Annotated in this window: 24 protein-coding genes; 14 read left to right on the top strand and 10 right to left on the bottom strand. The window is 62.8% G+C overall.

The window, feature by feature from the left end; genetic code table 11:
• Window positions 1–134: 134 nt before the first annotated feature.
• Together BUA38_RS07950 and BUA38_RS07945 are read right to left on the bottom strand one after the other, a co-directional pair.
• Complete coding sequence (locus BUA38_RS07950; protein WP_072817443.1) at window positions 135–2,351, bottom strand: L,D-transpeptidase family protein; 2,217 nt, start codon at window positions 2,349–2,351, stop codon at window positions 135–137.
• 377 nt (window positions 2,352–2,728) lie between these two features.
• Complete coding sequence (locus BUA38_RS07945; protein WP_072825934.1) at window positions 2,729–4,228, bottom strand: sigma-54-dependent transcriptional regulator; 1,500 nt, start codon at window positions 4,226–4,228, stop codon at window positions 2,729–2,731.
• A gap of 116 nt (window positions 4,229–4,344) precedes the next feature.
• Between BUA38_RS07945 and BUA38_RS07940 the strand changes: the two genes are divergently transcribed.
• From BUA38_RS07940 to BUA38_RS07905, 8 genes are all read left to right on the top strand, one after another.
• Window positions 4,345–6,225, top strand: coding sequence for a M3 family oligoendopeptidase (locus tag BUA38_RS07940; RefSeq protein ID WP_072817442.1), 1,881 nt, complete (start codon window positions 4,345–4,347; stop codon window positions 6,223–6,225).
• Window positions 6,226–6,355: 130 nt separating this feature from the next.
• Window positions 6,356–6,508, top strand: coding sequence for an aa3-type cytochrome c oxidase subunit IV (locus BUA38_RS07935; protein WP_072817441.1), 153 nt, complete (start codon window positions 6,356–6,358; stop codon window positions 6,506–6,508).
• Window positions 6,509–6,644: 136 nt separating this feature from the next.
• Window positions 6,645–7,769 carry a Re/Si-specific NAD(P)(+) transhydrogenase subunit alpha gene (locus tag BUA38_RS07930; RefSeq protein WP_072817440.1) on the top strand — a complete coding sequence of 375 codons (1,125 nt, stop codon included), beginning with the start codon at window positions 6,645–6,647 and terminating at the stop codon, window positions 7,767–7,769.
• 11 nt (window positions 7,770–7,780) lie between these two features.
• Window positions 7,781–8,098, top strand: a complete 318-nt coding sequence (locus BUA38_RS07925; protein ID WP_072817439.1) for a proton-translocating transhydrogenase family protein — start codon at window positions 7,781–7,783, stop codon at window positions 8,096–8,098.
• Between the two features lie 42 nt (window positions 8,099–8,140).
• Window positions 8,141–9,538 (top strand): NAD(P)(+) transhydrogenase (Re/Si-specific) subunit beta, encoded by a 1,398-nt coding sequence (locus tag BUA38_RS07920; RefSeq protein ID WP_072817438.1) that lies wholly within the window; start codon window positions 8,141–8,143, stop codon window positions 9,536–9,538.
• A 245-nt stretch (window positions 9,539–9,783) separates the two neighbouring features.
• Window positions 9,784–10,878, top strand: a complete 1,095-nt coding sequence (locus BUA38_RS07915) for a calcium:proton antiporter (protein WP_072817437.1) — start codon at window positions 9,784–9,786, stop codon at window positions 10,876–10,878.
• Window positions 10,879–10,897: 19 nt separating this feature from the next.
• Complete coding sequence (locus tag BUA38_RS07910; RefSeq protein WP_072817436.1) at window positions 10,898–11,182, top strand: cupin domain-containing protein; 285 nt, start codon at window positions 10,898–10,900, stop codon at window positions 11,180–11,182.
• Between the two features lie 73 nt (window positions 11,183–11,255).
• Complete coding sequence (locus BUA38_RS07905; RefSeq protein ID WP_072825933.1) at window positions 11,256–12,197, top strand: hypothetical protein; 942 nt, start codon at window positions 11,256–11,258, stop codon at window positions 12,195–12,197.
• Window positions 12,198–12,238: 41 nt separating this feature from the next.
• On the opposite strand, the gene BUA38_RS07900 is transcribed toward BUA38_RS07905, so the two are convergent.
• Both BUA38_RS07900 and rpsU read right to left on the bottom strand, forming a co-directional pair.
• Complete coding sequence (locus tag BUA38_RS07900; protein ID WP_072817435.1) at window positions 12,239–13,123, bottom strand: tetratricopeptide repeat protein; 885 nt, start codon at window positions 13,121–13,123, stop codon at window positions 12,239–12,241.
• A gap of 169 nt (window positions 13,124–13,292) precedes the next feature.
• Window positions 13,293–13,598, bottom strand: a complete 306-nt coding sequence (gene rpsU, locus BUA38_RS07895) for a 30S ribosomal protein S21 (RefSeq protein WP_072817434.1) — start codon at window positions 13,596–13,598, stop codon at window positions 13,293–13,295.
• A 259-nt stretch (window positions 13,599–13,857) separates the two neighbouring features.
• Between rpsU and aqpZ the strand changes: the two genes are divergently transcribed.
• On the top strand, window positions 13,858–14,580 hold the full coding sequence (gene aqpZ / locus BUA38_RS07890) for an aquaporin Z (RefSeq protein WP_072817433.1): 723 nt from the start codon (window positions 13,858–13,860) through the stop codon (window positions 14,578–14,580).
• 22 nt (window positions 14,581–14,602) lie between these two features.
• On the opposite strand, the gene BUA38_RS07885 is transcribed toward aqpZ, so the two are convergent.
• The gene (locus BUA38_RS07885) at window positions 14,603–15,706 is read right to left on the bottom strand and encodes a 5-(carboxyamino)imidazole ribonucleotide synthase (RefSeq protein WP_072817432.1); all 1,104 of its coding nucleotides are present in this window, start codon (window positions 15,704–15,706) and stop codon (window positions 14,603–14,605) included.
• Entirely contained in the window at window positions 15,703–16,191 is a 489-nt protein-coding gene (gene purE / locus BUA38_RS07880) for a 5-(carboxyamino)imidazole ribonucleotide mutase (protein WP_072817431.1), read from the bottom strand. Before purE ends, BUA38_RS07885 begins: the two co-directional genes overlap by 4 nt.
• A gap of 210 nt (window positions 16,192–16,401) precedes the next feature.
• On the opposite strand from purE, the gene BUA38_RS07875 reads away from it, so the two are divergent.
• A complete protein-coding gene (locus tag BUA38_RS07875; RefSeq protein ID WP_072817430.1) occupies window positions 16,402–17,109 on the top strand; it encodes a GGDEF domain-containing protein in 708 nt (235 codons plus the stop codon).
• On the top strand, window positions 17,106–18,275 hold the full coding sequence (locus BUA38_RS07870) for an epoxide hydrolase family protein (protein ID WP_072817429.1): 1,170 nt from the start codon (window positions 17,106–17,108) through the stop codon (window positions 18,273–18,275). Before BUA38_RS07875 ends, BUA38_RS07870 begins: the two co-directional genes overlap by 4 nt.
• Before the next feature lie 5 nt (window positions 18,276–18,280).
• On the opposite strand, the gene BUA38_RS07865 is transcribed toward BUA38_RS07870, so the two are convergent.
• The 3 genes from BUA38_RS07865 to BUA38_RS07855 form a co-directional block, all read right to left on the bottom strand.
• On the bottom strand, window positions 18,281–18,532 hold the full coding sequence (locus BUA38_RS07865; protein WP_072817428.1) for a hypothetical protein: 252 nt from the start codon (window positions 18,530–18,532) through the stop codon (window positions 18,281–18,283).
• A gap of 189 nt (window positions 18,533–18,721) precedes the next feature.
• Window positions 18,722–18,934, bottom strand: coding sequence for a hypothetical protein (locus tag BUA38_RS07860; RefSeq protein ID WP_072817427.1), 213 nt, complete (start codon window positions 18,932–18,934; stop codon window positions 18,722–18,724).
• Between the two features lie 96 nt (window positions 18,935–19,030).
• Entirely contained in the window at window positions 19,031–19,237 is a 207-nt protein-coding gene (locus BUA38_RS07855; protein WP_072817426.1) for a YdcH family protein, read from the bottom strand.
• A 559-nt stretch (window positions 19,238–19,796) separates the two neighbouring features.
• Here BUA38_RS07855 and BUA38_RS07850 point away from each other — a divergent pair.
• Window positions 19,797–19,982: a YdcH family protein gene (locus BUA38_RS07850; RefSeq protein ID WP_072817425.1), complete on the top strand. Its 186-nt coding sequence runs from the start codon at window positions 19,797–19,799 to the stop codon at window positions 19,980–19,982.
• An 87-nt stretch (window positions 19,983–20,069) separates the two neighbouring features.
• Here BUA38_RS07850 and BUA38_RS07845 read toward each other — a convergent pair whose 3' ends face one another.
• On the bottom strand, window positions 20,070–21,173 hold the full coding sequence (locus BUA38_RS07845) for an NAD(P)/FAD-dependent oxidoreductase (RefSeq protein WP_072817424.1): 1,104 nt from the start codon (window positions 21,171–21,173) through the stop codon (window positions 20,070–20,072).
• A 296-nt stretch (window positions 21,174–21,469) separates the two neighbouring features.
• On the opposite strand from BUA38_RS07845, the gene BUA38_RS07840 reads away from it, so the two are divergent.
• Together BUA38_RS07840 and BUA38_RS07835 are read left to right on the top strand one after the other, a co-directional pair.
• Window positions 21,470–24,154 carry a sensor domain-containing protein gene (locus BUA38_RS07840; RefSeq protein ID WP_072817423.1) on the top strand — a complete coding sequence of 895 codons (2,685 nt, stop codon included), beginning with the start codon at window positions 21,470–21,472 and terminating at the stop codon, window positions 24,152–24,154.
• Window positions 24,155–24,244: 90 nt separating this feature from the next.
• The gene (locus BUA38_RS07835) at window positions 24,245–25,711 is read left to right on the top strand and encodes a glycerol-3-phosphate dehydrogenase (protein ID WP_072817422.1); all 1,467 of its coding nucleotides are present in this window, start codon (window positions 24,245–24,247) and stop codon (window positions 25,709–25,711) included.
• Window positions 25,712–25,778 lie beyond the last annotated feature (67 nt).

The following is a 25,778-nucleotide window of genomic DNA, read 5'->3' as shown; positions in this document are numbered from 1 at the left end:
CCCATCGAGTGTGGCGAAAACTAGCCCGCTGGCTAGATCCGAGTGGACAATGGTTAACGAAAAAAGGCCCCGCCAGATGGCGGGGCCCTTGATTTAGCTCGACAATCTCTGGCGCTAGCCCGCCCTGGGTGGCGTTAGCGCTGGTAGTAGGACTGGCCGGCCGGAGGAGCGCCGCGGCGGCGGCCGACCGGGGCAGGCGGGTACTGGGTCGGACCGCCGAACAGCCGCTCGAAGAAGGAGGGGCCGCCCGACGAGACCGAGTTGTCGCTGGCGATCCGCAGATCGCCGACCGGCTTCACATAGTTCGGCTGGGAGTGGGCGACCACGTTCTCCAGGTCCTTGTTCTTGCCCGAACGCAACAGCGACAGCATGTTCGCGTCGCGACCATAGACGTCCTTACGGAATTGAAGATTGCCCGCGTCATCCACGAAGGCGGTCTGGTAGGTGATGTTGACCGGGATCGGCGTCGGGAAATTCAGGTTGATCTCGCTCGAGCCGTACATGCTCTTGATTTTTTCGGGGGTGTAGTGGGCGTTCGGTTCGGTGATATTCAGCAGCACCGAGGCGTACTGGTCCGGATTCTGCACCCGCATGCAGCCGTGGCTGAAGGCGCGGTCTTCCCTGGCGAACAGGTTCTTGTCCGGGGTGTCGTGCTGGTACACTAGGAACTTATTCGGGAAATTGAAGCGGATGCGGCCGAGCGCATTTCGCTCGCCGGGCGGCTGCGAGATGTGGATGCTGCCGTCGCGGTTATGTTCGAGTTTCAATCCCATCCGCTCCAGTACCGTCGGGTCCTGCTGAAGCGCCGGCAGGTATTCGTTGTAGATGATCGACGGCGGCACGTTCCAGGTCGGGTTGACGGTGATGAACTTCATCGTCTCCGTCAGAAGCGGCGTGGCATGAACGCCGGGCTGGCCCGTCACCACGCGCGTGGTCCAGACCTGCGCGCCGTTCTGCATTACCTTGAGCGTGTAATCCGGGATGTTGAGGATGACATAGGCGTTGCCGATCGCGGGCGCGCCGAGTTCGCGCGGCAGCCAGCGCCAGCGCTCCATGTTGACGATGACCGTGTCGATCTGTCGGTCGTGCTTCGGGCTGTTGAGCGCCCTGATGGTGCGGTCGTCGAGAATGCCGGTCGCCTTCAGATCGACGGTCGCCTGGAACCTGCGCACGGCGTCAGCGACCTTGCCGTCGTAATGACGGTCGTCCGGATTTTCGACACCGAACTTGGCGCGCAGTTGCGGCACGCGGTCATCTTCGACTTCGATCGCAGGCTGCTTGCCGCGGGCAGGCATGTAGCGCAGCGTCGGACCGTCGGCGATCTGGCTCACCGGTCCATCGCCCTGGCCGCGCAGTTCGGCGAGCTTCTTCTTGAGCGCCTGATAGAGCTTGTGCGGCGGGTTATAGCTGTCGAGGGCAGCCGAAGCGTCCTTGGCCGACGTAATGTTGGTGAGCACCTCGTTCGGATCGGTCGGATGTTCCGGGTATTGAATATCGCCCGACACCTGTGACCAGTGCATCCGGCCGCTCTGCGCGTGGCGCGCGTAGTCGAGCATGCTGGCGGTGAGCTTGAGGTCCGCATCGGCCAGCGCATCGGGATTGGCCGCGGCGGCGAATTCGGGAATCGGATAATCCGCCGGATTCAATCCGTCGGAAGCGGCGTCCTTCAAGCGGGCCACGACGCCCTTGCCGCTCTCGGTCAGCTTGCCGCCTTGCGTCCAGATCGGCGCAAAGTCGCGCGCAGTGTAGAATTTCTCGACTGCGGCGCGCTCGACCTTGCGGTCGAAATAGCGCTGAGCCTTGGCTCCGAACACGTCGCGCAGCTTGTCGGCAACCGGCTGATCTTCGGGCGCAACATTGCTCGCGGCCTTGACGGGCTCCTTGGCCGGCTCGGGCGTTGAGGCCGTGGCGGGCGCGGGCGTTTGCGCAGGGGTTGCGGTTGCAGTGTCGCTCTTGGGCGCATCGCTCTTCGGCGTATCGAACTTGGCGGCATCGGTCTTGGCGGCTTCGGTCTTGCTCGCCTCTTCCTTCGCAGGTTCGGACTTCGCCGTTTCGGGCTGCGCGGTTTCGGGCTTGGCAGGCTCGATCCTGGTCGGTTCGGAAATCGGAACGGCGGCGGTTGTTGTGGGCGCGGCCGAAGGCGTGTCGAGCTTGAAATCGGCGGCGGTGGGCGGCGGGACGTTGGCCGGTTCCGGGCGCGGCACCGCGGCGTCGATCGCGAGTTCCGCGGCGGAAGAGCGCGGCGCATCGTTTTGCGCCAATGCCGAGCTCGCCGACACCGTGAGAAACGTTGCCGCGACCGTCATCAAGACGCGGTCGTATCCAGCACGGTTCTTCCAACAGTCACGCATTATCACACCCCTTGGGTGAGCTGACCCGTTCCGAGGCAGCTGTGGTTTGTCCGTCAAAGCCTTCGCGAAAGCGCCACCGTGGTCGGATTTTGAAGCTCATTTCGGTTGAAATTGTGCCCCAGATACCCGCGCTTGGCATGGCTGCCGCAACGATTCATACGCAGACGATACACGGGCACCTCACAAGCGACCAGCAGCGGCCAAGGCAACTCACGACAAACTGACCGCAAAGCGTCCTGTTGCATCGCTTTGCCGCAAGTCTTGCCATGCAGGTCGGCATTTGTCTGTCACCCCAAGGCAACGGTTCAAATGTTCTGCCGCCCTGCAATTTCAGATGCTTCGTCCGCGTGTTATGGGCGCCGCGATCGTATCGAGCGTTATCCCGCCTGATCCGTTCCAGCGCTATCCCCCGATTGGCCGAGGGTCTCATCAAGCTTTCGGTACAGCGTCGAGCGGCCGATCTTCAGACGCCGCGCTACTTCGGACATCTGCCCGCGATAGTGCGAAATCGCAAAGCGGATGATCTCGCTTTCCAGTTCTTCCAGTGGCCGGACGTCGCCACCATCGGTCAGCATCACCAGCGTGCCCGCGGCCGGGAAGGGAGCGATAGGTATTTCATTACCATTAACGACGCCTGCGTGAAAGCCCGGCTCGATGATCAATGGCTCACTATGGACAGCCGCGGTCGGCGGCGACGCGACCCCGGCGCTCAGCGGGAAGTCGGAAAGAGCAAGCTGATCGCCTTCGCTCATCACCACGGCGCGGTAGACCGCATTTTCGAGCTGGCGGATGTTACCCGGCCAATCCAGTTGAGAAAGATGCGCCATGGCTTCGCCGCTGACCCCGGTGATGTGGCGATTTTCTTCAGCCGAGAAGCGGGCGAGGAAATGCCGCACCAGATGCGGAATGTCTTCGCGGCGCATCCGCAAGGGCGGGACGGTGAGCGGCAGCACGTGAAGCCGGTAGAACAGGTCTTCGCGGAAATGGCCGCTCTTCACGCGGTCGAGCAATTGCCGATTGGTGGCGGAAACGATCCGCACATCGACCTTCACCGGCTTGCGCGCGCCGACCGCTTCCACCGTGCCTTCCTGAAGCGCGCGCAGCAGCTTGACCTGCGCGGACAGCGGCAGTTCCGACACTTCGTCGAGAAACAGCGTGCCGCCGGAGGCTTCGACGAACTTGCCGGCGTGTCGCTCGGTTGCGCCGGTGAAGGCTCCCTTCTCGTGGCCGAACAGGATCGACTCGACCAGATTGTCAGGGATCGCGCCGCAATTGACCGCGACGAACGGCTTCGACTTGCGCTCGCTTGAGCCGTGAATGGCGCGCGCGAACAGTTCCTTGCCGACGCCGGACTCGCCTTCGATCAGCACCGGGATGGTCGAGGCCGATGCCTTGTTCGCCGTGCGCATTGCGCCGGTCATCGCCTCGCTGCGGGTGATGATGTCGGCAAATGTCAGCCGGCCTTCGCGGCTGTGGCGGATGCGCTGCAATTCGCCTTTCAGGGCGCTGGTGGTGAGCGCATTGTGCAGGCTGACCTGCAGCCGCTCCATCCCGACCGGCTTGACGACAAAGTCCTGGGCCCCGGCGCGCATCGCCGACACCACATTGTCGATGCCGCCATGCGCGGTCTGCACCACGACAGGAACGGCAAGACCGGCTTCGCGGATTTTGGCCAGGACACCCATGCCGTCGAGGCCGGGCATCACGAGGTCCAGCACCAGCGCGTCGATTGGCGGCGTGTCGGGAGCGGTCAACATCGCAATCGCGGCATCGCCGGAATCGACCGTGACCGTCTCATAGCCGCACTTTTGCACCATATTCTCAACCAGGCGGCGTTGCACCGCATCGTCGTCGGCGATCAAAATGGTGGCAGGCATGGTGTTCCTCATACGCAACAACTATCTGTCTCGAATCGGGGCACTCTGGCGGACGTCGATTAACGCCTGCTTAAACCTTGCCTCGCCGTTCTGATGGAATACAGGTTTCGAACAAGATGACCTCGCGCGCCACGTCCTCCCTCCGCAAATCGACCCAACGCAAGACCAGCCCCAAGGCCAGTCTTAAGAAGGCCTCCTCGGCCAAAGCGTCCGCGACCAGGGCGGACAAGCTCCCGGAGTGGAATCTGTCCGATCTCTATCCCGCGACCGGCGCGCCGGAGGTCAGGCGCGACCTCGACAGGCTGGATTCCGAATGTGTCGCGTTTGAGAACGATTACAAAGGCAAGCTCGCCGAGCGGACGGCGTCGGATGGCGGCGGCCTCTGGCTCGCCGGAGCCGTCAAGCGCTATGAGGCGATCGACGATCTTGCCGGCCGCCTGTCGTCCTATGCGGGACTGGTGCATGCCGGCGACAGCGTCGATCCCGTCATCTCGAAATTCTACGGCGATGTTTCCGAGCGGCTGACCAATGCTTCGGTGCATCTGTTGTTCTTCGCGCTCGAACTCAACCGCATCGACGATGCCGTGATCGAAGGGGCGCTGCGCAACGCAGAGCTGGCGCATTATCGTCCCTGGATCGAGGATCTGCGCAAGGACAAGCCGTACCAACTGGAAGACCGCGTCGAACAATTGTTCCACGAAAAATCCCAGAGCGGGTACGCCGCCTGGAACCGGCTGTTCGACCAGACCATCTCCGCATTGCGTTTCAAGGTGTCGGGCAAGGAGCTTGCAATCGAGCCGACGCTCAACCTGTTGCAGGATCGCGACGGCGCCCGGCGCAAGGCCGCGGCCGAGGCGCTCGCCAGGACCTTCAAGGCCAACGAGCGGACCTTTGCGCTGGTCACCAACACGCTCGCCAAGGACAAGGAAATTTCCGATCGCTGGCGTGGCTTCCAGGATGTCGCGGATTCCCGTCATCTGAATAACCGCGTCGAGCGCGAGGTGGTCGATGCGCTGGTGAGCGCGGTGCGCGCGGCCTATCCGACACTCTCGCATCGCTACTACCGGCTGAAAGCCGGCTGGTTCAAAAAGAAGAAGCTGCCGCATTGGGACCGCAATGCGCCGCTGCCTTTTGCCGCGACAGGTGCGATCGGCTGGGGCGATGCAAAGCACATGGTGCTGTCGGCCTATCGCAGCTTCTCGCCGGACATGGCCGCCATTGCCGAGCGCTTTTTCACGGATCGCTGGATCGATGCGCCGGTGCGGCCGGGCAAGGCGCCGGGCGCGTTTTCGCATCCGACGACGCCATCGGCGCATCCGTATGTGCTGATGAATTATCAGGGCAAGCCGCGCGATGTGATGACGCTCGCCCACGAGCTCGGCCACGGCGTGCATCAGGTGCTCGCGGCCAGGAACGGCGCGCTGATGGCGCCGACACCGCTGACATTGGCGGAGACCGCGAGCGTGTTCGGCGAGATGCTGACGTTTCGCCGGCTGCTCGGCGAAACCAGCAGCGCCAAACAGCGCCAGGCGCTGCTCGCCGGCAAGGTCGAGGACATGATCAACACGGTGGTGCGGCAGATTGCGTTCTATACGTTCGAGCGCGCCGTCCACACCGAGCGCAAAAACGGCGAACTCACCGCCGCGCGGATCGGCGAGATCTGGCTCAGCGTCCAGGGCGAAAGCCTGGGGCCGGCGATCGACATCCGTCCGGGCTACGAGAATTTCTGGATGTACATCCCGCACTTCATCCACTCGCCGTTCTACGTCTACGCCTATGCCTTCGGCGATTGCCTGGTGAACTCGCTCTACGGCGCCTACGAGCATGCGCAATCAGGCTTTGCCGAGCGCTACCTAGCGATGCTGGCGGCCGGCGGCACCAAGCACTATTCCGAACTGCTCAAGCCCTTCGGGCTGGACGCCAAGGATCCCCAGTTCTGGAATGGTGGCCTTTCGGTCATCTCGGGCATGATCGACGAGCTCGAGGAAATGGGCTGAGGGGACCCGAAGCGCCACTGCGATCGGGATAATTGGCCTTTCGAATGACCCGATAGGTTTCGCGGCGTTGCCCTGCCTTCCGGTTTGCGGTAATCCCACGCGAGATATCGACATTCACTGGGGACTAGAGATGGCAGACCATAGCGAAGTGGCTTACACGACGGCCGACGGCAACGATTACGTGGCCCATGAGCGGACCTATGAGGGCTTCATCAAGCTGGTGAAGTATGGCTCCGCGGCCGTGATCGTGATCCTCGTTTTGATGGCGATTTTCCTCGTCTGATTTCCTGACGTTTGCGCCGCCCCCGCTAGCGGCGTAGCTTTGCGAAAGCTTACCCTGCCCGGTTGCCAGGCCGGCGCCGGATTTGCCAATCTGGCCGGAATGACGCCTGCGAGTTTTCCGCGCCGCCGGAGGCCCCATGAAGATTGCCGTCGCCAAGGAAATTGATCCGTCCGAGCCACGGGTCGCCGCCTCGCCCGACACCGTGAAAAAATTCAAGGCGCTGGGCGCCGAGGTTGCAATCGAGCCGGGCGCCGGGATCAAGTCCGGTTTGCTCGACTCGGACTTCACCGCGGCCGGCGCCACCGTCAGCGCCGATGCGTTGAAGGATGCCGATATCATCATCAAGGTGAAGCGGCCCGAGGCTTCCGAGCTTTCCAGCTACAGGCGCGGCGCGCTGGTCGTCGCGATCATGGATCCTTACGGCAACGATGCCGCGCTGAAGGCGATGGCGGATGCAGGCGTCGCCGCGTTTGCGATGGAACTGATGCCGCGCATCACCCGCGCGCAGGTGATGGACGTATTGTCCTCGCAGGCAAACCTCGCGGGTTACCGCGCCGTGATCGAGGGCGCCGAAGCCTTCGGCCGCGCTTTCCCGATGATGATGACGGCGGCCGGCACCGTGCCGGCGGCCAAAGTATTCGTGATGGGCGTTGGCGTCGCGGGCCTTCAGGCGATTGCGACGGCGCGGCGTCTTGGCGCCATCGTCACAGCAACCGATGTGCGCCCGGCGACGAAGGAGCAGGTTGAATCGCTCGGCGCGAAGTTTCTCGCGGTCGAAGACGAGGAGTTCAAGAACGCGCAGACCGCGGGCGGCTACGCCAAGGAAATGTCGAAGGAGTACCAGGCCAAGCAGGCCGCGCTCACCGCCGAGCACATCAAGAAGCAGGACATCGTGATCACGACTGCGCTGATTCCCGGCCGTCCGGCCCCGAAGCTGGTGTCGGGCGAGATGGTCAAGTCGATGCGGCCGGGCTCCGTCCTGGTCGATCTCGCGGTCGAGCGCGGCGGCAATGTCGAGGGCGCCAAAGCCGGCGAGGTTGCCGAGGTCGATGGCGTCAAGATCGTCGGCTACACCAACGTCGCCGGCCGCGTGGCGGCATCGGCCTCGAGCCTTTACGCGCGCAACCTGTTCTCGTTCATCGAGACCATGATCGACAAGGCCAACAAGGCGCTCGCCGTGAACTGGGACGACGAACTGGTCAAGGCCACCGCGCTGACCAAAGACGGCGCCGTCATCCACCCGAACTTCCAGCCGAAATAGGAGCAGACACCATGGAGCAGCTCGCGCAGGCCGTCGATCCCTTCGTGTTCCGGCTGTCGATTTTCGTGCTCGCCGTATTCGTCGGCTATTTCGTGGTGTGGTCGGTGACGCCGGCGCTGCACACGCCGCTGATGTCGGTGACGAATGCGATCTCCTCGGTGATCGTGGTCGGCGCGCTGCTCGCGGTCGGCGTCGGCATGATCTCGAGCGGCTCGGGCTGGGCGCGTGGCTTCGGCTTTGTCGCGCTGACCTTTGCCTGCGTGAACATCTTCGGCGGCTTCCTGGTCACCCAGCGCATGCTCGCCATGTACAAGAAGAAATCGAAGTGATCGGCAACCACCTCGGGGTGAGAAGGAAATGGGGGACCTGAGATGAGCGCCAATCTTTCCGCACTGTTGTATCTCGTGGCAGGCGTGCTGTTCATCCTGGCGTTGCGTGGGCTGTCGAGCCCGGCGACATCGCGGCAGGGCAATCTGTTCGGCATGATCGGCATGGCGATTGCGGTCGGCACGACGCTGGCGGCTCATCCGCCTGCTGACGGCATCGCCTGGGTACTCGTCATTGTAGCGGTGGCCATTGGCGGCGGTATCGGCGCGGTGATCGCGCGCCGCGTTCCGATGACCTCGATGCCGGAATTGGTCGCCGCGTTCCACTCGCTCGTCGGCATGGCCGCGGTGCTGGTGGCGGCCGGCGCTTTCTATGCGCCCGAAGCCTTCGACATCGGAACGCCCGGTCACATCCATCCGCAAAGCCTGGTCGAGATGTCGCTCGGCGTTGCGATCGGCGCCTTGACCTTCACCGGATCGGTGATCGCGTTCCTGAAACTGTCGGCGCGGATGAGCGGGGCGCCGATCATCCTGCCGTTCCGTCACGTCATCAACATTGCGCTGGCGCTGGCGCTGGTATTCTTCATCGTCGGCCTCGTGGTGAGTGGCAGTGCGCTTGACTTCTGGCTGATCACCATCATTGCGCTGGCCCTCGGCGTACTCATGATCATTCCGATCGGCGGCGCTGATATGCCGGTCGTGATCTCGATGCTGAACTCGTATTCCGGCTGGGCTGCGGCCGGCATCGGATTTACGCTCGGCAACTCGGCGCTGATCATCACCGGCGCGCTGGTCGGCTCATCCGGCGCGATCCTGTCCTACATCATGTGCCATGCGATGAACCGCTCGTTCATCTCGGTGATCCTCGGCGGCTTCGGCGGCGAGACGGCAGCCGCCGGCGGCGGCAGCGGCGAACAGAAGCCGGCCAAGCTCGGCTCGGCAGATGACGCCGCCTTCATCATGAAGAATGCCTCGAAGGTCATCATCGTGCCCGGCTACGGCATGGCGGTGGCGCAGGCCCAGCACGCGCTGCGCGAAATGGGCGACATCCTCAAGAAAGAGGGCGTCGAGGTGAAATACGCCATCCACCCGGTCGCGGGGCGCATGCCGGGCCATATGAACGTGCTGCTCGCCGAAGCCAATGTGCCCTATGACGAGGTGTTCGAGCTTGAGGACATCAACTCCGAATTTGCCCAGGCCGACATCGCCTTTGTGATCGGCGCCAACGACGTGACCAATCCTGCGGCCGAAGACGACAAGACCTCGCCGATCTACGGCATGCCGGTGTTGCAGGTGTGGAAGGCCGGCACGGTGATGTTCATCAAGCGCTCGCTGGCGTCGGGTTACGCCGGCATCGACAATCCGCTGTTCTATCGCGACAACACCATGATGCTGCTCGGCGACGCCAAGAAGGTTACCGAGAACATCGTCAAGGCGATGTGAGGCGGACCCCGTGGCCCTGAACAAGGAGTGGCATCGATCAAATCGCATGCCGCTCCGGGCCACGCGCGAACAGCGCATCAGATGGCACGTCATGCACGCCCGCGTCTGTGCTTGCCGCGAAATTCCTGACAGCATCAGGTCCGACGTCGAGAAGCTTCTCAAACAGCGAAAAAAATAACCGGCGTATCGGCTGGATTTCGGTGGTTCACCTTGCCTTCGTCGCAACGATTTCAGGATATTGTCGCATGAGCACGCACGGACCGATGCCGCGTTCATCGTGGGTTTTCCCTCTGCTCTCGGTGCTGCTGTTCGTCGGCGTCACGGCGCTTCACTACACTTTCGTGCCGTCGGTGTTCGGCTGGTTGTTCGCAGCAGCCCTGCTGGTGATCCTGTTCGGCACGGTGTTCGCGGCCGTTCATCACGCCGAAGTCGTCGCCGAACGGATCGGCGAGCCCTTCGGCACGTTGTTGCTGACGCTCTCCGTCACCATCATCGAGGTCGCGTTGATCGCCACCATCATGCTCGGCGAAAAGGCCGTTACCACGCTTGCGCGCGACACGGTGTTTGCGGTGGTCATGATCGTCTGCAACGGGCTGGTCGGCCTCTGCATCCTGGTCGGCGGCTTGCGTTACCGTGAGCAGGACATCCAGGCGAGCGGGTCCAGTCTGTACCTCAGTGTTCTCCTGGTGCTGGCCACCATTACGCTGATCATGCCGAACTACACGCTGACGACGCCGGGGCCAATCTATTCGGCAGGCCAGCTTGGTTTCGTCAGTGTTGCGACCATCCTGCTCTACGGCGTCTTTCTCTACACGCAGACGGTGCGGCACCGCGATTATTTCGTCGCAGACGCGAACGTCGACCATGACGGTCCGCAGGCGTCGAACAAGACCATCATGCTCAGCACCGCGCTGCTTCTGATCTCGCTCCTGGCGGTGGTGCTGCTGGCGAAAAAGTTCTCGCAGGTGGTCGATGCCAGTGCGGCGCAGATCGGTGCGCCGCCGGCTTTTGCCGGCATTCTGGTCGCGCTGCTGATCCTGATGCCGGAGGGCGTAGCGGCGATCGCCGCCGCACGGCGGAACAACCTGCAAAAGAGCATCAACCTCGCGCTTGGATCATCGATTGCGACCATCGGGTTGACAGTCCCCGCCGTCGCGATCGCTGCCTACGAACTCGACAGGCAACTCGTCCTGGGCCTTCCGCCCCAGGAGATGGTGCTTTTGGCCCTCACGCTGCTGCTTGCCATGCTCACGCTGGGCAGCGGCCGAACCAACATCCTTTTCGGGCTGGTCCACCTTGTGGTATTTGCAATATTCATGTTCCTGGTGTTCGTTCCCTGAACGGGAGAAGAGCTGAAAAATGATAAGCGCCACATCCGACGTGCAGGTCGACACCCCGGAGGTGCGCGTGACCCGGTGGCGGCTGGCCCCGGGATCAGCCACCGGACATCACATTCATGAGATGGATTATGTTATCGTGCCCGTGACCGCGGGCGAGATGACCATCGTGGCGCCCAACGGGGAGCGCTCCAAGGCCCAGCTGGGGGTCGGCCAATCCTATTTCCGCAAGGCCGGGGTGGAACACGACGTTCGTAACGAAACCGCGAGCGAAATCGTATTTTTGGAAGTGGAGCTGAAGCCATAACCCCGCCGTTTACCGAATTGCCACCGATATGCCTCAAAGCTTCGGCATCAGAACCCGCGTGGGAGTGGTCGGCATGCTGAAATTGGCCTCAAAATTTGCGATGGACATCTTTCCGTCGGTGATTGCGACCATTCTCGGCGCTTACATCGTTAATCACTACATTAACGCCAAGACGCCGGCCGCCGATCCCGCCGCGGCTGTGTCCACGGCTGACCCGAAAAAGGCGGCCTCAAAGGCCGATTCGAAGCCGTCCGAGCGCTCGGCTGACTTGGGTAGCATTCCCGAGCCGGGTGTCCGGGCAAAAGGTATTTCCGAGAAGTCGATCAGCGACAAAGCGGCTGACAAGGCGACGTTCGAAAAGCCGGCTGAAAAGCCCGCCGACAAGGCGGACCGGCCGGCGGAAACCGCCAGCATTCCGCCGACGACGCCCGCGGACACACGCCGTCACGCGCCGCCGCCGCGCGAAAAGGCCGCTTCCAAGCCCGCTCCGGCACCCGCCGCCGAGCCGGTCGTGGCAGCGCCCGTTACCGCCCCTGCGGCCGAGCCGGCAGCCGGGCCTGATGCCAATGATCTGGCGCGGGCGGCCATCGAGCGCCTGCGCGGCAGCGAACCGCGCGTGCAGGAAAGCGCCCGTACGCCGGAACGGCCCAAAGCTCTTGAATCCAAGTCTTTTGAATCCAAGGCTACGGAGCCGAAGGCTGCGGAGCCGGCTCCTGTCGTAGCAGCGCCCGTGATCCCTGCACCTGCGCCGGTGGCTGCCGCCCCGTCGCTCCAGCCGTTGCCGCCGCCGATCATGGTGTCGACCCCTCAGGTCGACAACAAGCCGACCGCCGTGCGGGCCAATGATCCGCTGCACCCGACCCCGCCGGCCGACATTCCCGATCCCGCCGGCGCGCCCCTGGATCTGCGGGCCGATGCGACCGATCAGCCACCGCCGGCGGCCAAGCGCCCTAACGTTGCTGAAGACATGCTCTCAGCCACCAAGAAGCTGTTCAATTCAGTGCTGCCGAAGTAAGTCGGCGGGCTACGCGCACCGGCGCGGCTTGAAAAATCATTCTAGAATGTTTCGTAGCTCTGTCCGGGCCGGCCGCCGACGCGGGCGAAAGCCTGACGTGCGGCTTCGTCTTTCGGGCGCAGGTTGATGGCACGGCCATACGAGCCGGCAGCCTTGCTCTTGTCACCCAGACGTTCATAAGCGAGCCCGCGGGTCATCCAGACTTGCGGGTTTTGCGGATCGTCCTGTACCGCTTCGTCGAGATCGTTGGCGGCTTCCTTGGCTTTGCCAAGCGCCAGATAGCTCAACGCGCGGCCGAGCAGGGGCTCGAGCTGTTGGGGCGCGAGGCCATTGGCTGCCGTGAAGTCCTCGATCGCGAACTGGTGCTGCTTTTCGCCCTGATAGAGCTGGCCGCGGTTGTAGTAGGCCTCGGCATCGTCCGGATGTAACGCAATGGCCTTGTTGAAATCCTCGAGCGCCTGTGTGGCCTCGCCGCGCGCCTTGTGCACCAGGCCGCGGCCAAGCCAGGCCGGCGCATAGTTCGCGTCGAGCGCGAGCGCCCGTTCATAATCCGACATCGCCTGGTCGAGCCGTTTGGTCTTGCGGTAGATCTGGCCGCGATTGGCGAAGGCCTGCCCGTAATTGGGATCGAGGCTGATCGCCTTGTTGAAGTCGGCGAGCGCTTCGTCGGTTCTTCCGGCCTGCGCCAGCACCGATCCGCGCATGTTGTAGGCCTGCGGGTTATCGGGGTTGTTCTTGATGGTCTCGCTGAGCGAGGCGATGTTGGCCTGCGAGGTGATCAGCGCGGGCTCTTCCTTGAGCTCCGACGAAGACGTCAGCGATCCCAGCGACATCGAGCAGCCGCCGAGCGCGATCGCTGTCAATGCAATTGCGGCGGTCACACGCTGGCGGTCGCGTAAATTTCCGGAAGAGGCCGGGGCGGTCATCGTGCGGGATACTCACGCGCTCACGACTTCGGGACACCAGTGGTAGCGCGCTCCGCTTTGAAATGCATCGGGCGAATCGCCGGTAGCTTTACGGATACGTCCCGACATAGACAGAAACGCGGGCCGAAGGGCCCGCGTCGATCAATTCATATCTGAAAAATAACTTCGCTTAGCGCGGGCCGCGAGGTCCGCCCGCACCGCCGCGGCCGCCACCCGGGCCACCACGCTCGGCGCCGGGACCGGCGCCGAACACCGGCTTCGGCTTCATCGGCAACAGGCCTTCACGCTGCAACTTCTTGCGGGCGAGCTTGCGCGCGCGGCGCACGGCTTCGGCCTTTTCGCGGGCCTTTTTCTCGGAGGGCTTTTCGTAGTGACCGCGGAGCTTCATCTCGCGGAAGATACCCTCGCGCTGCATCTTCTTTTTCAGCGCCTTGAGAGCTTGATCGACGTTGTTATCGCGGACGAGAACCTGCACGCGGCATCCTCTTTCAATTGATCGGCTTGGATTCTGACAAGGTCCAAGGGCTGGCAAAAAGCCTTGCTCCCGACCTTTGAGCGCGCGGATGTATCAGACAAAAGGTGGAATGTCTACCTGGGAACCGGAAATTCGGTTCGGGCAGGGGGGGCTCGGATCGCGTGGCATCCGGTGAGTAAATATCCCGATTTAGGGAATCTGCAACTTTTTGGACGAATTTCGCGAGGAGGATCGCGGAGGGTGTATCCGGGAGGCTCCCATGGAAGCGAAAAAATATGCCGCTGAATTGATTGGTACATTTTGGCTTACCTTTGCGGGATGCGGCAGCGCCGTCATTGCCGCGGCTTTTCCCCAGGTCGGTATCGGGTTGCTCGGGGTGTCGCTGACATTCGGCCTGAGCGTTGTGACCATGGCCTATGCGATCGGCCATATATCCGGTTGCCATCTCAATCCGGCCGTGACGGTCGGCCTTACCGCCGGCCGCCGTTTTCCGGCCGGTCAGGTCCTGCCCTATGTGATCGCGCAGGTCGTCGGCGCTGTCGCCGCCGCGGCGCTGCTTTATGTGATCGCGAGCGGAGCTCCCGGTTTCGACCTCGGCAAGGGTTTTGCGTCCAACGGCTATGGCGCGCATTCGCCGGGCCAATACGACATGGTCGTCTGCTTCATCACCGAGGTCGTGATGACGGCGATGTTCCTGTTCATCATCATGGGCGCGACCCATGGCAAGGCGCCCGCGGGCTTTGCGCCGTTGGCGATTGGTTTGACGCTGACGATGATCCATCTCGTCAGCATTCCCGTCACCAACACCTCGGTGAACCCGGCGCGCAGCACCGGCCCAGCTTTGTTCGTGGGCGGGTGGGCGCTCGGCCAGCTCTGGCTGTTCTGGGTGGCGCCGCTGATCGGCGGTGTGCTCGGGGGCGTGGTCTATCGCTGGCTGAGCGAAGAACCGACCGGCATCGTGGAAGGCGTCAAGCGGGCGTAACGGTCAGCTCTGACGAAGCGGGTTACTTTTGACCGGCCGGCGCGACCTGGGTGACGTGACCCATCTTGCGTCCGGGCCGGGGCGCTCCCTTGCCATAGAGATGAACGGTTGCGCCGGGAACGCCGAGCCAGTCCGCATAGCTGTTGATCTCGTCGCCGATCAGGTTGGTCATGGTGACGTCGCCATAGCGGACGGGCTTGCCGAGTTGCCATCCGGCGATCGCCCGGATGTGCTGCTCGAATTGCGAAATCGAGGCGCCGTCGAGCGTCCAGTGCCCCGAATTATGCACGCGCGGGGCGACCTCATTGACCAGGATCTTCGACCCGCCATCGCCCGGCACCACGAACAGTTCGACCGCCAGCACGCCGACATAGTCGAGCGCGTCCGCAATCCGCCGCGCGATGTCGCGCGCCTGCGCGGCCAGGGCGTCCGATATGGCAGCCGGTACGCGCGACACTTTGAGGATGTGATCGCGGTGCTCGTTTTCCGTGACATCAAAGCATTCGACGTTGCCGTCGGCGGAGCGGGCGGCGATGACCGAGATTTCGCGCTCGAACGGCACAAAGGCTTCGAGGATCGCCGATTTGGTGCCGAGGTCTTCCCAGACGCGATCCGGATCGTCGCCTGCGCGGATCAAGGTCTGGCCCTTGCCGTCATAGCCGAAGCGGCGGGTCTTCAGCACCGCCGGCAAACCGATCCTGGCGATCGCGGCCCGTAGCGTTTGCGGCGATGAAACGTCGGCGTAGTCGGCGGTCTGGATGCCGAGCTTCGTAACGAAATCCTTCTCGATCAGGCGATCCTGCGTCGTCTCGAGAATCTGGCGATCAGGCAGCACGCTCCGCCGCGCCGCCAGGATCATGGCGGACGCCGCCGGCACATTCTCGAACTCGTAGGTGATGACGTCGACGTCGCTTGCGAACAGTTCGAGCGCCTCGACATCGGCATATTCGGCGCAGGTGGCGTTGGCGACGACGTCGAAGGCCGGCGAATCCGGATCCGGCGAAAACACCCGGCAACGCAGGCCGAGCCGCGCGGCGGCCATTGCCAGCATCCGGCCGAGCTGTCCGCCGCCGACAATTCCGATGGTGTCGCCCGGCTTGAGCTTCACCCGCGCCTGGTCGGTCACGCGGACTCCTCCGGGCCCTCGGCGACCGCGTCGGTACGTTGCTTGCGCCAAGCGGCGAGGCGCTCCGCCAGCGCCTTGTCGTTCAGCGCCAGGATGCTGGCTGCGAACAGCGCCGCATTGATCGCGCCCGCCTTGCCGATGGCGAGCGTTCCAACGGGAACGCCGGCCGGCATCTGCACGATAGAGTAGAGCGAATCGACGCCTGCCAAGGCCTTGGACTCGACCGGTACGCCGAGCACCGGAAGTTCCGTTAAGCTTGCGGCCATACCGGGCAGGTGCGCGGCGCCGCCTGCCCCGGCAATGATGACCTTGAAGCCGGCTGCCTTGGCGCCCTTGGCGAATGCATAAAGCCGCTCCGGCGTGCGATGCGCCGACACGATGCGTTTCTCGCACGCGACGCCAAGCGCGCCGAGCGTTTCGGCGGCGTGGCGCATGGTCTCCCAGTCGGACTGGCTTCCCATGATGATGGCGACTGGCGCGGGCATATCGTTAATTCTTACTCAAGGAATCCAAAACCAGGGCCCGATTATAGGATCGGCCCTTTCTTCGGCAAGCTGGCAAGGGATCGACAATGGACTATCCTGTCTTGGTACGAACAGGCAAGCTCTCTTGAGCCAGAACTCGCGGCCGGCGTTAACGCGAGCGGGGAAAAAATGAGCTTCGGGCCGGATTTGCGCGCGGTTTTAAGGAACAGCATGAAGAGGAAATCAGGAGTAAAAACATCGCGCGCTGCGAAACGCCAAAAGGACGCCGCGGCCGGCAACGCCCTGGTGCGCCGTGCCACCTCGGCAACGCTGCGCGCGGCGGTTAAGGATGATGTGAAGGCCGAGATCAGGCGGCTCAAGACCCAGTTGGCCAAGGCCACCGCGCGCATCGAAGAGTTGCAGGCCGCGGCCGAGACGGATTTCCTGCTCGAAATTCCCAACCGGCGCGGTTTCGAACGCGAGCTCGCGCGCGCCATCTCCTATATCCAGCGCTATCATGCAGCCGGCGCGCTGATCGTGCTTGACGTGGACCGGCTCAAGCCGGTCAACGACCAATTCGGTCATGCCGCCGGAGACGAGGTGCTGAAGGCGATCGTGGCCGTGCTGTCACGGCAGATCCGCTCCTCCGACGTGATCGGCCGGCTCGGCGGCGATGAGTTTGCGCTATTGTTGTGGAACCTCAGCGAAACCGATGCCCATGCCAAAGCGGCCGCGCTTGAAGCGGATGTCGACGGCCTGAGTTTTGCCTTCGAAGGCAGCACGGTTGGGACCGGCGTCTCCGCCGGCGTCGTCCTGCTCGGCCCGCACTCGGAAGCAGGGCGTGCACTCGCGGATGCCGATCGCGCGATGTATGTGCGCAAGGCGCAGCGTCGCCACGAAGCCCAACCTCTCGCATCAACGAGCCGGACAGCATCATGACCAAACCAGTGCCGTTCACGCTTCACGTCGCAGACGCTGATATCGCCGATCTCAAGGCGCGGCTGGCGCGCACGCGCTTTCCGGATTCCGCGCCTGGCGAGGCTTTGAGCGATCCTTGGGCCTACGGCACCGACGTCGCCTACCTGCGCAGTCTCGTTGAATACTGGCGCGACGGGTTTGACTGGCGCGCCGAGGAGGCGGCGCTCAATGTCTTTCCGCAATTCCGTGTGCCGATCGACGGCATCGACCTGCACTATCTGCGTGTCGAGGGTAAAGGCGAGAATCCGATGCCGCTACTCTTGTTGCACGGCTGGCCAGGTTCGGTGTTCGAATTCCTTGAGATCATTCCGCGCCTGACCGATCCGGCGCGGTTCGGCGGCGATTCCAGCGACGCCTTTACGGTGATCGCGCCGTCGCTGCCGGGTTACGGGCTGTCGTTCAAACCCGGCCAGAAAAGATACGGCGTGCCTGAAATGGCCGATTGTGTCGCGGCCTTGATGCACGACGTTCTCGGCTTTTCGCGGTTTGCCGCGCAAGGCGGCGACTGGGGGGCTGGCGTCACCAGCCGGCTTGGCTATGCCCACGCGGAAAAGATGATCGGCATCCACGTCAACTTCATGATGGCCGCGGGCCGCGATCCCAATGCGATCCAAAATCCAACCGAGGAGGAAAAGCGCTATCTCGGCGAACTTGCGCACTGGACGCGCGAGGGAACCGGCTATCAATGGATTCAGGGCACGCGGCCGCAGACGCTGTCGTTTGCGTTGACGGATTCTCCGGCCGGTCTTGCGGCATGGATCGTCGAAAAATTCCGCGCCTGGTCGGATTGTGGCGGCGATGTCGAAAGTGCGATCAGCCGCGACCAGATGCTCGCCGATATCTCGCTTTACTGGTTCACGGGCGCGATCGGCTCGTCATTCTGGCCGTACTACGCACGACTCCATGGCTCCGCGGCCATTCTGCCGCCTGGCGAGACCATCACGGTCCCGACCGGCTATGCGCAATTCCCGCGCGAAATCCTCAGGCCTCCGCGCAGTATCGCCGAACGCGTGTTCAAAAACATCCGGCGCTGGAGCGTCATGGAAAAGGGCGGCCATTTCGCCGCCCTCGAACAACCCGAGCTGCTGGCGCATGAGGTTCGCGCATTCTTCCGCGAGTTGCACTGAAACTTCTATAGTCCGGCAAGATCGTCCGGCACCTCGCCGAACTTTTTCAGTACGCGCGCATCGCTGAATTCGCCGGCCATCGGATCGCCGCTGCGGCAAAACGCGACTGCGCCGATACTGCCGACAGCGCGTGACATCGCTTCGGCGCGACGCAAGGCGGCGGTCGAATGCTGACACTCTTCCGCGGCACCTGCGACCAGGAGACCGGCTTCATCCTGGAAAAACGGCATTGCGACGTAATAGGTGACGTTGGCCATGGACCTGCTCCTGCCTAGTGTGGCGACTCTGACGTTCCTTTCAGTCTCGCCGCGAGTTGTTCGAAGGAACGTCAGAGTTAAAGCCACACTAGAATCATATGGTTGCTAGTGTCCCTTTGGTTCTGACATTCGTAAGAGTGCTCGGCTCGCGACAAGATACGAATGTCGGAACCGGGACACTAGAGATGATCAGGCCGCGTCGTCTCTCGAACGCGACCGTCGGACGACCGCGCCCAGGCTCACAGCCTTGGCCCGCAACTCGCTCAATTCGGTTTCCAGATATTCGTTGGCCAGGATCAGCGCCTTGATCGTGCTGCGCGGATCGCCATTGCACATCGCGATCAGCCGATCGCAGGCCAGTTCGTAGCTCGGGCTAAAGGGAAACGAGACAGCTTCGGGCATGAGGCATCCTCGGGGGCGGAGTTTTGGGGGTGCGCGAATGTTCCTATTTTGTTCTCAAAAAGTCAAGGACCATTTTGGCGCGGCAAAGCGTCTGCTTCAGGCGATGATGTCGGGCGTGATCTGGTCTTCGATGAAGGCGATGCGGTCGCGCAACTGCAACTTGCGCTTCTTCAGCCGTTGCAGCCGCAAGAGGTCCGGCGCGGGCGACTGATGCAGCGCATCAATCGCAGCGTCGAGATCGCGGTGTTCCTGTTGCAGCCTTGCGAGCTCGGATTGGAGTTCGCGCTCATCTTCGTCGGTCATGGTTTACTTAGTCAAAACGCGGATGAGATTTGCGAAAATTCCGGCAGGCCAAGCGCGGTGGATTTGACATTCGCTTCAGGGGCGCCGCGAGTTCTCGAAGAGTGAATGTCAAATCCAAAACCGCACTTGAAACAAATGTTTGCTAGTGTCCCTTTGGTTCTGACATTCGTAAACGAACCCGCCGCGATAAGATACGAATGTCAGAACAGGGACACTAACCCGCAACTATCCTCCCTGGCAGCCTGCTCCGCAAGCGCGTTCCATCAGAACCAACAAGCGCCTTCGCGGGTCGATAGCGGCGCTGCGTCCGATCGTTAACGCCGGACGGCAGGGCCCTGGATTGCCGGGTTCCAATCATTGTGCGGATGCGTTTGTTTTTGCGCGGAACGCTTATCCCGCTGTTGCGAAAGGGCTTCGCGCTTCCCGCTCACGATTCGTTACAGATGCCGGTGAAATATGAGGACAGCGACTTTCAAACCCATCGACAGATTCAAGCCTTGGTGTAGACTTTGATGTCCGGATCGAATCTGAGGTCTTAGTCCAACCGAGGAGGTTTCGAATGGCAATTCACGCACATCTCGTTGAACTGGAACGGAAACACAAGGTTCTCGAAAACGAATTGCACGAAGCTCTTCTACACCTTTCAACAGATGACTTGCAGATTGTCGAATTGAAGCGCCGGAAGTTGATGGTCAAGGACGAAATCGAGCGATTGAAGCATTCGGCCAGCGCCACGTTGCATTAATTCAATAGCCAGACCAGACCTGTTTGATCGCCGGCGCTGTCAGGATCGACTGGCGCGTCCGGTCGATGGCATATTCTCAATAGATTCTCACGCTTCCGCCAAATCGCCGACGTAGTCGGCGATCGCGAGCGATGACGTGAGCCCCGGCGATTCAATGCCGAACAGGTTGATCAGCCCGTCGATGCCGTGGTCTTTCGGTCCTTGGATCAGGAAGTCCTGCACCGCGACCGCGGGCGGCACGATTTTCGGCCGCATGCCCGAGTAACTCGGCATCAGCGCGCCATCCGGCAGCGCCGGCCAATAACGGCGGATCGCCGGATAAAACCGCTCAGCCCGAACTGGGTCGACCGCGTAATCGATGCTGTCGACCCATTCGACGTCAGGTCCGAACCGCGCCTGTCCCGCCATGTCGAGCGTGAGGTGGACGCCGAGCCCGCCAGGCTCCGGCACCGGATAAATCAGATGCGAAAACGGCGCCCGCGCCGCGCAACTGAAGTAGTTGCCCTTGGCGAGGTAAGCCGGCGGGATCTTTTCCACCGGCATGCCGTCGATGCTGCGCGCTACCGTCGTGGCGCCGAGGCCCGCGGCGTTGACCAGAAGTTTGCACGAAAGCGACATCGGCGTCTCGCCGCCGGCGTCGATCTCGACGTGGCCGCCGCGTGCTCGCGCGCCGAGCAACGGCGTGTGAAACGCAAAGGCGGCGCCGGCATCTTCGGCATTGCCGCGCAGCGCGAGCATATAAGCGTGACTGTCGACGATGCCGGTGGAGGGTGACAGCAACGCCGCCTCGCAAGACAGTGCGGGCTCCATGGCCCGTGCGGCTTCACCCGAAAGCACTTGCAGGTCGGCCACGCCATTGGCCTCGGCATGCGCCCTGATCGATGCCAGCTTTTCCGTTTCGGCGGGCGTCGTCGCCACGATCAGCTTGCCGCAATTGCGATGCGGGACGCCTTGCTCGCGGCAATAGCTGTAAAGCGCGTGCTTGCCGCTGACGCACATCCGCGCCATCAGGCTGCCGGCGCGGTAGTAGATCCCGGCGTGGATGACTTCGCTGTTGCGCGAGGAGGTGATGGTTCCGATTCCCTCGGCCGCCTCCAGCACGATCACCTCGCGGCCGCTTTGAGCCAGCCGCCGCGCCACGGCAAGGCCGATCACTCCCGCACCGACGACGACGCACTCGACCTTTTCCATGTGAAAATTCTGATCCGGATTTGGCTTGCTTCGTCGGGACGGCGGGAAAGCTGGCTGGTTGCAACTTTCGCGTCAAAGGCCCGGGCAGGCCGCGGGTTCTGGTTGTGGTTCGTTGGTTTAAGCAACTCGTTGGATTTATTTCGGAAGTTGTCCGGCCCAAATCATTAGTGATCCATTAATCATGTCCCGCCAATTGGCGCAATTTCCCACCCAAACGAACCCGGCTGGGGTACGCGTTTACCTGATCCAAACCCGTGACGCCAGAAACTCCGGCCCCAGTATTCCGCGGGTGACCGATGGCCGACAAGAACTGGCAGGCAGGCGGCAGGATCATGATTCCGGCAGGGGTCGTGCTGTGCCTGGTTGCGTCCTTTTGGGCCGCCACCGCCTCCACCCCCGAATCCGGCTTGATCAAGTATCTGAGTGCGGCCGATCCGGACGTTGTCTCGGACGTCGTGCTTGGCGGCCTGGTTGCAGGCTGCTTCCTGATCGCCGTCTGGATCTGGGTGATGTCGACCTTGCGCCGCTTCAGGCTGTCGCAGCAGCGCCGAAACGTGTTCGTCAGTTCCGCGCTCAACAATCTCAAGCAGGGGGTGGTGATCACCAACCCGCGCCAACGGATCGTCTTCCTTAACGACCGTTACCTCGAGATTTACAGCCTCGCCCGTTCGGACATCACGCCGGACATGACGGGCAGGGGGCTGCTCGAACTTCGCCTTCAGCGCGGTACACTCGATGTCAGCATCGACGAATTCTATGCGCGATCGGGCGAGGCCGAAGGCCTCATCACCGAATTGCCGGGCGGCAAGGCCGTTCACGTCAGATATTTTCCGTTGTCGAACGGCGGCTCGATCGCCACGCACGAAGACTGTAGCGAACAGCGCTCGCTGTCGCGCGAACTTGCTTCCACCAAGCAGTTCCTCGAATCCGTGCTTGAAAACATTCCGGTCTGCGTCGCCGCCAAGAGCATCGACGACGGGCGTTACATCTTCGCCAATCGCGCGTTCGAACGCTTCTCGCGTTTCTCCCGGGACTACATCGTCGGCAAGCGCGCCGACGAGATATTCACGCATGACACGGCAGCCCGTATCGAGGCGGCCGATCGTGCCGCGCTGCATGCAACGGAAGGTTCGTTCAGCAATGAATTCGTGGTCGAGCGCGGTTCGCGCAAGCGGGTGCTGGCCAGCAGCCGCGTGGTCGCGCGCAATGACAAAGGCGAGCCGGAATTCCTGATCGCGCTGTTCGATGACGTGACCGATCGCAACGTGCTTTCGCAGGAACTGGAGAGCACCAAGAAGTTTCTCGAACTGGTCGTCGATAACATCCCGGTCTCGCTGACGGTCGAACGCGCGAGCGACGGGCGATACCTGCTGGCAAACCGCAGCGCGGAAACCATTCTCAACCGTCGCCGCGAAGAAGTCGCCGGGTTGACCGCCGCAGAAATCTTCAATGCTCGCGAAGCCAGGCTCATCGTGGCGCGTGACGAGGCCGCGCTCAAAGGACGCCGGCCGCTTACCGAAGAGCATCCGATCAGCACCAAGGACGGCCTGCGGCTGTTCCTGACGCGCCGGGTAACCGTGCTCAATGACAGGGGCGAACCGCAATACCTGATCAAGACCCACGAAGACGTCACCGATCGCCGTCAGACCGAGTCGCGCATGGCCCACATGGCCTATCACGACGGCCTGACCGATCTGCCGAACCGCGCGGCATTCCTCCAGGCGTTGACGCAGATGATCGAGGCCTGCACCGAGGCCGAAGAAGAATTCGCGGTTCTCTCGATCGACCTCGATGGTCTCAACGAAGTCAACGATGTGTTCGGCCATGCCGTGGGCGACAAGCTTCTGATCGAGGTGGCGCAGCGGATGCAGGCGTCTGCGCGTGGTGGCGTGGTGGCGCGGCTTTCCGGCGACGCCTTCGGCTTGATCATCGACGGCAAGCAGCCGATTGCCGGCATGCTGCTGGCGGAGCAACTCGCCGAGACGCTGGCCAAGGAATTCGTGATCGACGGCAAATCGGTTCGCACCGGGGCGACCACGGGCATCTCGATCTTCCCGCATAACGGCCGTGACGCGGCCTCCCTGCTCGCCAACGCCGGCGCGGCGCTGTCGCGCGCCAAGGCGAAATCACGCGGTACCATCAGCATCTACGAACCGGAGATGGATCAGCAGATTCGCGACCGGCGCGTGCTGCACCAGGATCTCTCGACCGCCATCAAGAATAGCGAAATCTCGCTGTACTACCAGCCGCAGGCGTCGTCGCGCCACGGAACGGGCAATGGCGAGATCATCGGCTTTGAGGCGCTGGCGCGCTGGCGTCACCCCACACGTGGCTTCGTGCCGCCATCCGATTTCATTCCGCTGGCGGAAGAGAGCGGCCTGATCTTCGAGATGGGCCAGTGGATTCTTCGCGAAGCCTGCCGCGAGGCGGCCTCCTGGCCGGTGCCGTTGCAGGTGGCCGTCAACCTGTCACCGGCGCAATTCATGCATGGCGACGTCGTCAGCCTCGTGCACTCGATCCTGCTCGAGACCGGCCTAGCACCAGGACGGCTGGAACTCGAAATCACCGAAGGCGTGCTGATCGAGGATTTCGATCGCGGTCTGTCGCTGTTGCGGCGCCTGAAAGGGCTCGGCGTGCGCATCTCGATGGACGATTTCGGCAGCGGCTACTCGTCGCTCAGCTACTTGCAGGCCTTCCCGTTCGACAAAATCAAGATCGACCGCGCCTTTGTCATGAACCTCGGACGCAACCCGCAATCGGCGGCGATCGTGCGGGCGGTGATCGGCCTCGGCCATGGCCTGGAAATGTCGATCGTCGCCGAAGGCGTCGAAACCCAGGAGCAGCTCGGCTTCCTCGCCGAACAGGGCTGCGACGCGGTGCAGGGCTATTTCATCGGAAAACCGCTTCCGATCGAGCAGTACAGCACGCTGGTCGGCCGCGCTCCAAGCGATCCCGTCGAACCAGTGCGCAAGACCGGCTAGATCAAGTCGGTATTCTACCTCTCTCCTTTTCCTTGCTTTCGCCGCTAATCCCGTCAAGGGAAGGACAGCCTCTCTACAAGACGCGGGGACATGGCGGATTACGATCTTGCGATCATCGGCGGCGGGTTGAACGGCGTCAGCGTGGCTCGTGACGCCGCCGGACGCGGCCTGCGCGTCATTCTGATCGAGCAGGGCGACCTTGGCGGCGCGGCCTCGTGTGCCAGCGGACGGCTGATCCAAGGCGATCTGGCGGTGCTCGAGCGCCGGGCATTTCGCCGTACACGGGAAGCACTCGCCGAGCGCGAGGCCTGGATGCGGATCGCGCCGCATCTGGTGCGGCCGGCGCATTTCGTGATCCCGGCCCATTCGGACGAGCGTCCGCCCTGGCTGCTGCAGCTTGGGCTGTTCGTCTACGACCGTCTGGCCCCGCGGGATAGCCTGCCGCGCTCGGCCGCGATCGATATCACCCATCATCCGATCGGCGATGCCTTGCAGCGGCCGTTCGGGACAGCCTTCGGATATTCGGATTGCCTGGCGGACGATTCGCGTCTGGTCATTGCGAGCGCCGTCGATGCGGCGGAGCGAGGCGCGGTGATCCGTACCGGCGCGCGATGCGTGCGTGCCGATCGCAGTGACATCTGGCGGCTTGTGGTGATTGACCGTGGCCATCGCCAGGTGATCACGACAAGGGCGCTTGTCAACGCCGCGGGCGCGTGGACCGCGACGGTTGCGGAGACCGTGCTGCGGGTGCCGCCGCCGCGCGCCAGCGCCGTCAAGCTCGGCCAGATCATCGTCCGCCGCCTGTTCGAAACCGATAACGTCTATGTCCTGCAGAACTCGGACCGAAGGCTCGTCTTCGCCAGTCCGTATCAGCGCGATTTCACCATGATCGGCACGGTCGCGCGGAGCTTTGTCGGGGATCCGGCGGCGGTGGCGATATCCGCCCATGAAGTCACGTATCTTTGCGATGCCGCCAACCGCTATTTCCGAGAGCACATCGATCCCTCCGACGTGATCCGGTCGGTCGCCGGCGTCAACCTTGTGACGGGACGCCCGGGCAAACGTTTCGCCCGTGAAGGGACGGTGACGTTTGATGCGCGGCGGCGCCGGGCGCCGCTCCTCACCATTTTTGGCGGCGACGTTACAACCGCGCGGCTGCGCGCTGAACGTGCGGTCTCTCGTCTGTTGCCGTTCTATCCGATGTCAAAGCCGTGGAGCGCGCAAGCCGTACTTCCCGGCGGAGATTTCCCGCGTCACGGGTTTGAGACGGAAGTGGAGAATGCGCGTGAGCGTTGGAAATTCCTGACCGCCGATCAGGCGCTGCGACTCGTCGCGGCCTACGGTTCGCGGCTTGGCGAGATGCTTGGCGAAGCCAGACAGAAGGCCGATCTCGGCGAGAGTTTTGGACCGGAGCTCACCGAAGCAGAGGTGCGCTACCTCATGACCAGGGAATGGGCCCGTTTCCCCGACGATATTCTCTGGCGCCGCTCGAAGCTCGGCCTGACCATGGAGCAGGCCGATCGCGAACGCCTGGCGACCTTCATGGCTACGGCATGACGGGAGAATATCCGGCAGCCATCCACAGCGCTGCGGTTGAGCCAGGACTGCGGTAGGGTTAGCTTGC

The sequence above is a fragment of the Bradyrhizobium erythrophlei genome (assembly GCF_900142985.1).
GTDB lineage: Bacteria > Pseudomonadota > Alphaproteobacteria > Rhizobiales > Xanthobacteraceae > Bradyrhizobium > Bradyrhizobium erythrophlei_B.
The sequence above is the reverse complement of the archived record's forward strand: the minus strand, read 5'-3'. Positions and strand labels throughout refer to the sequence as shown.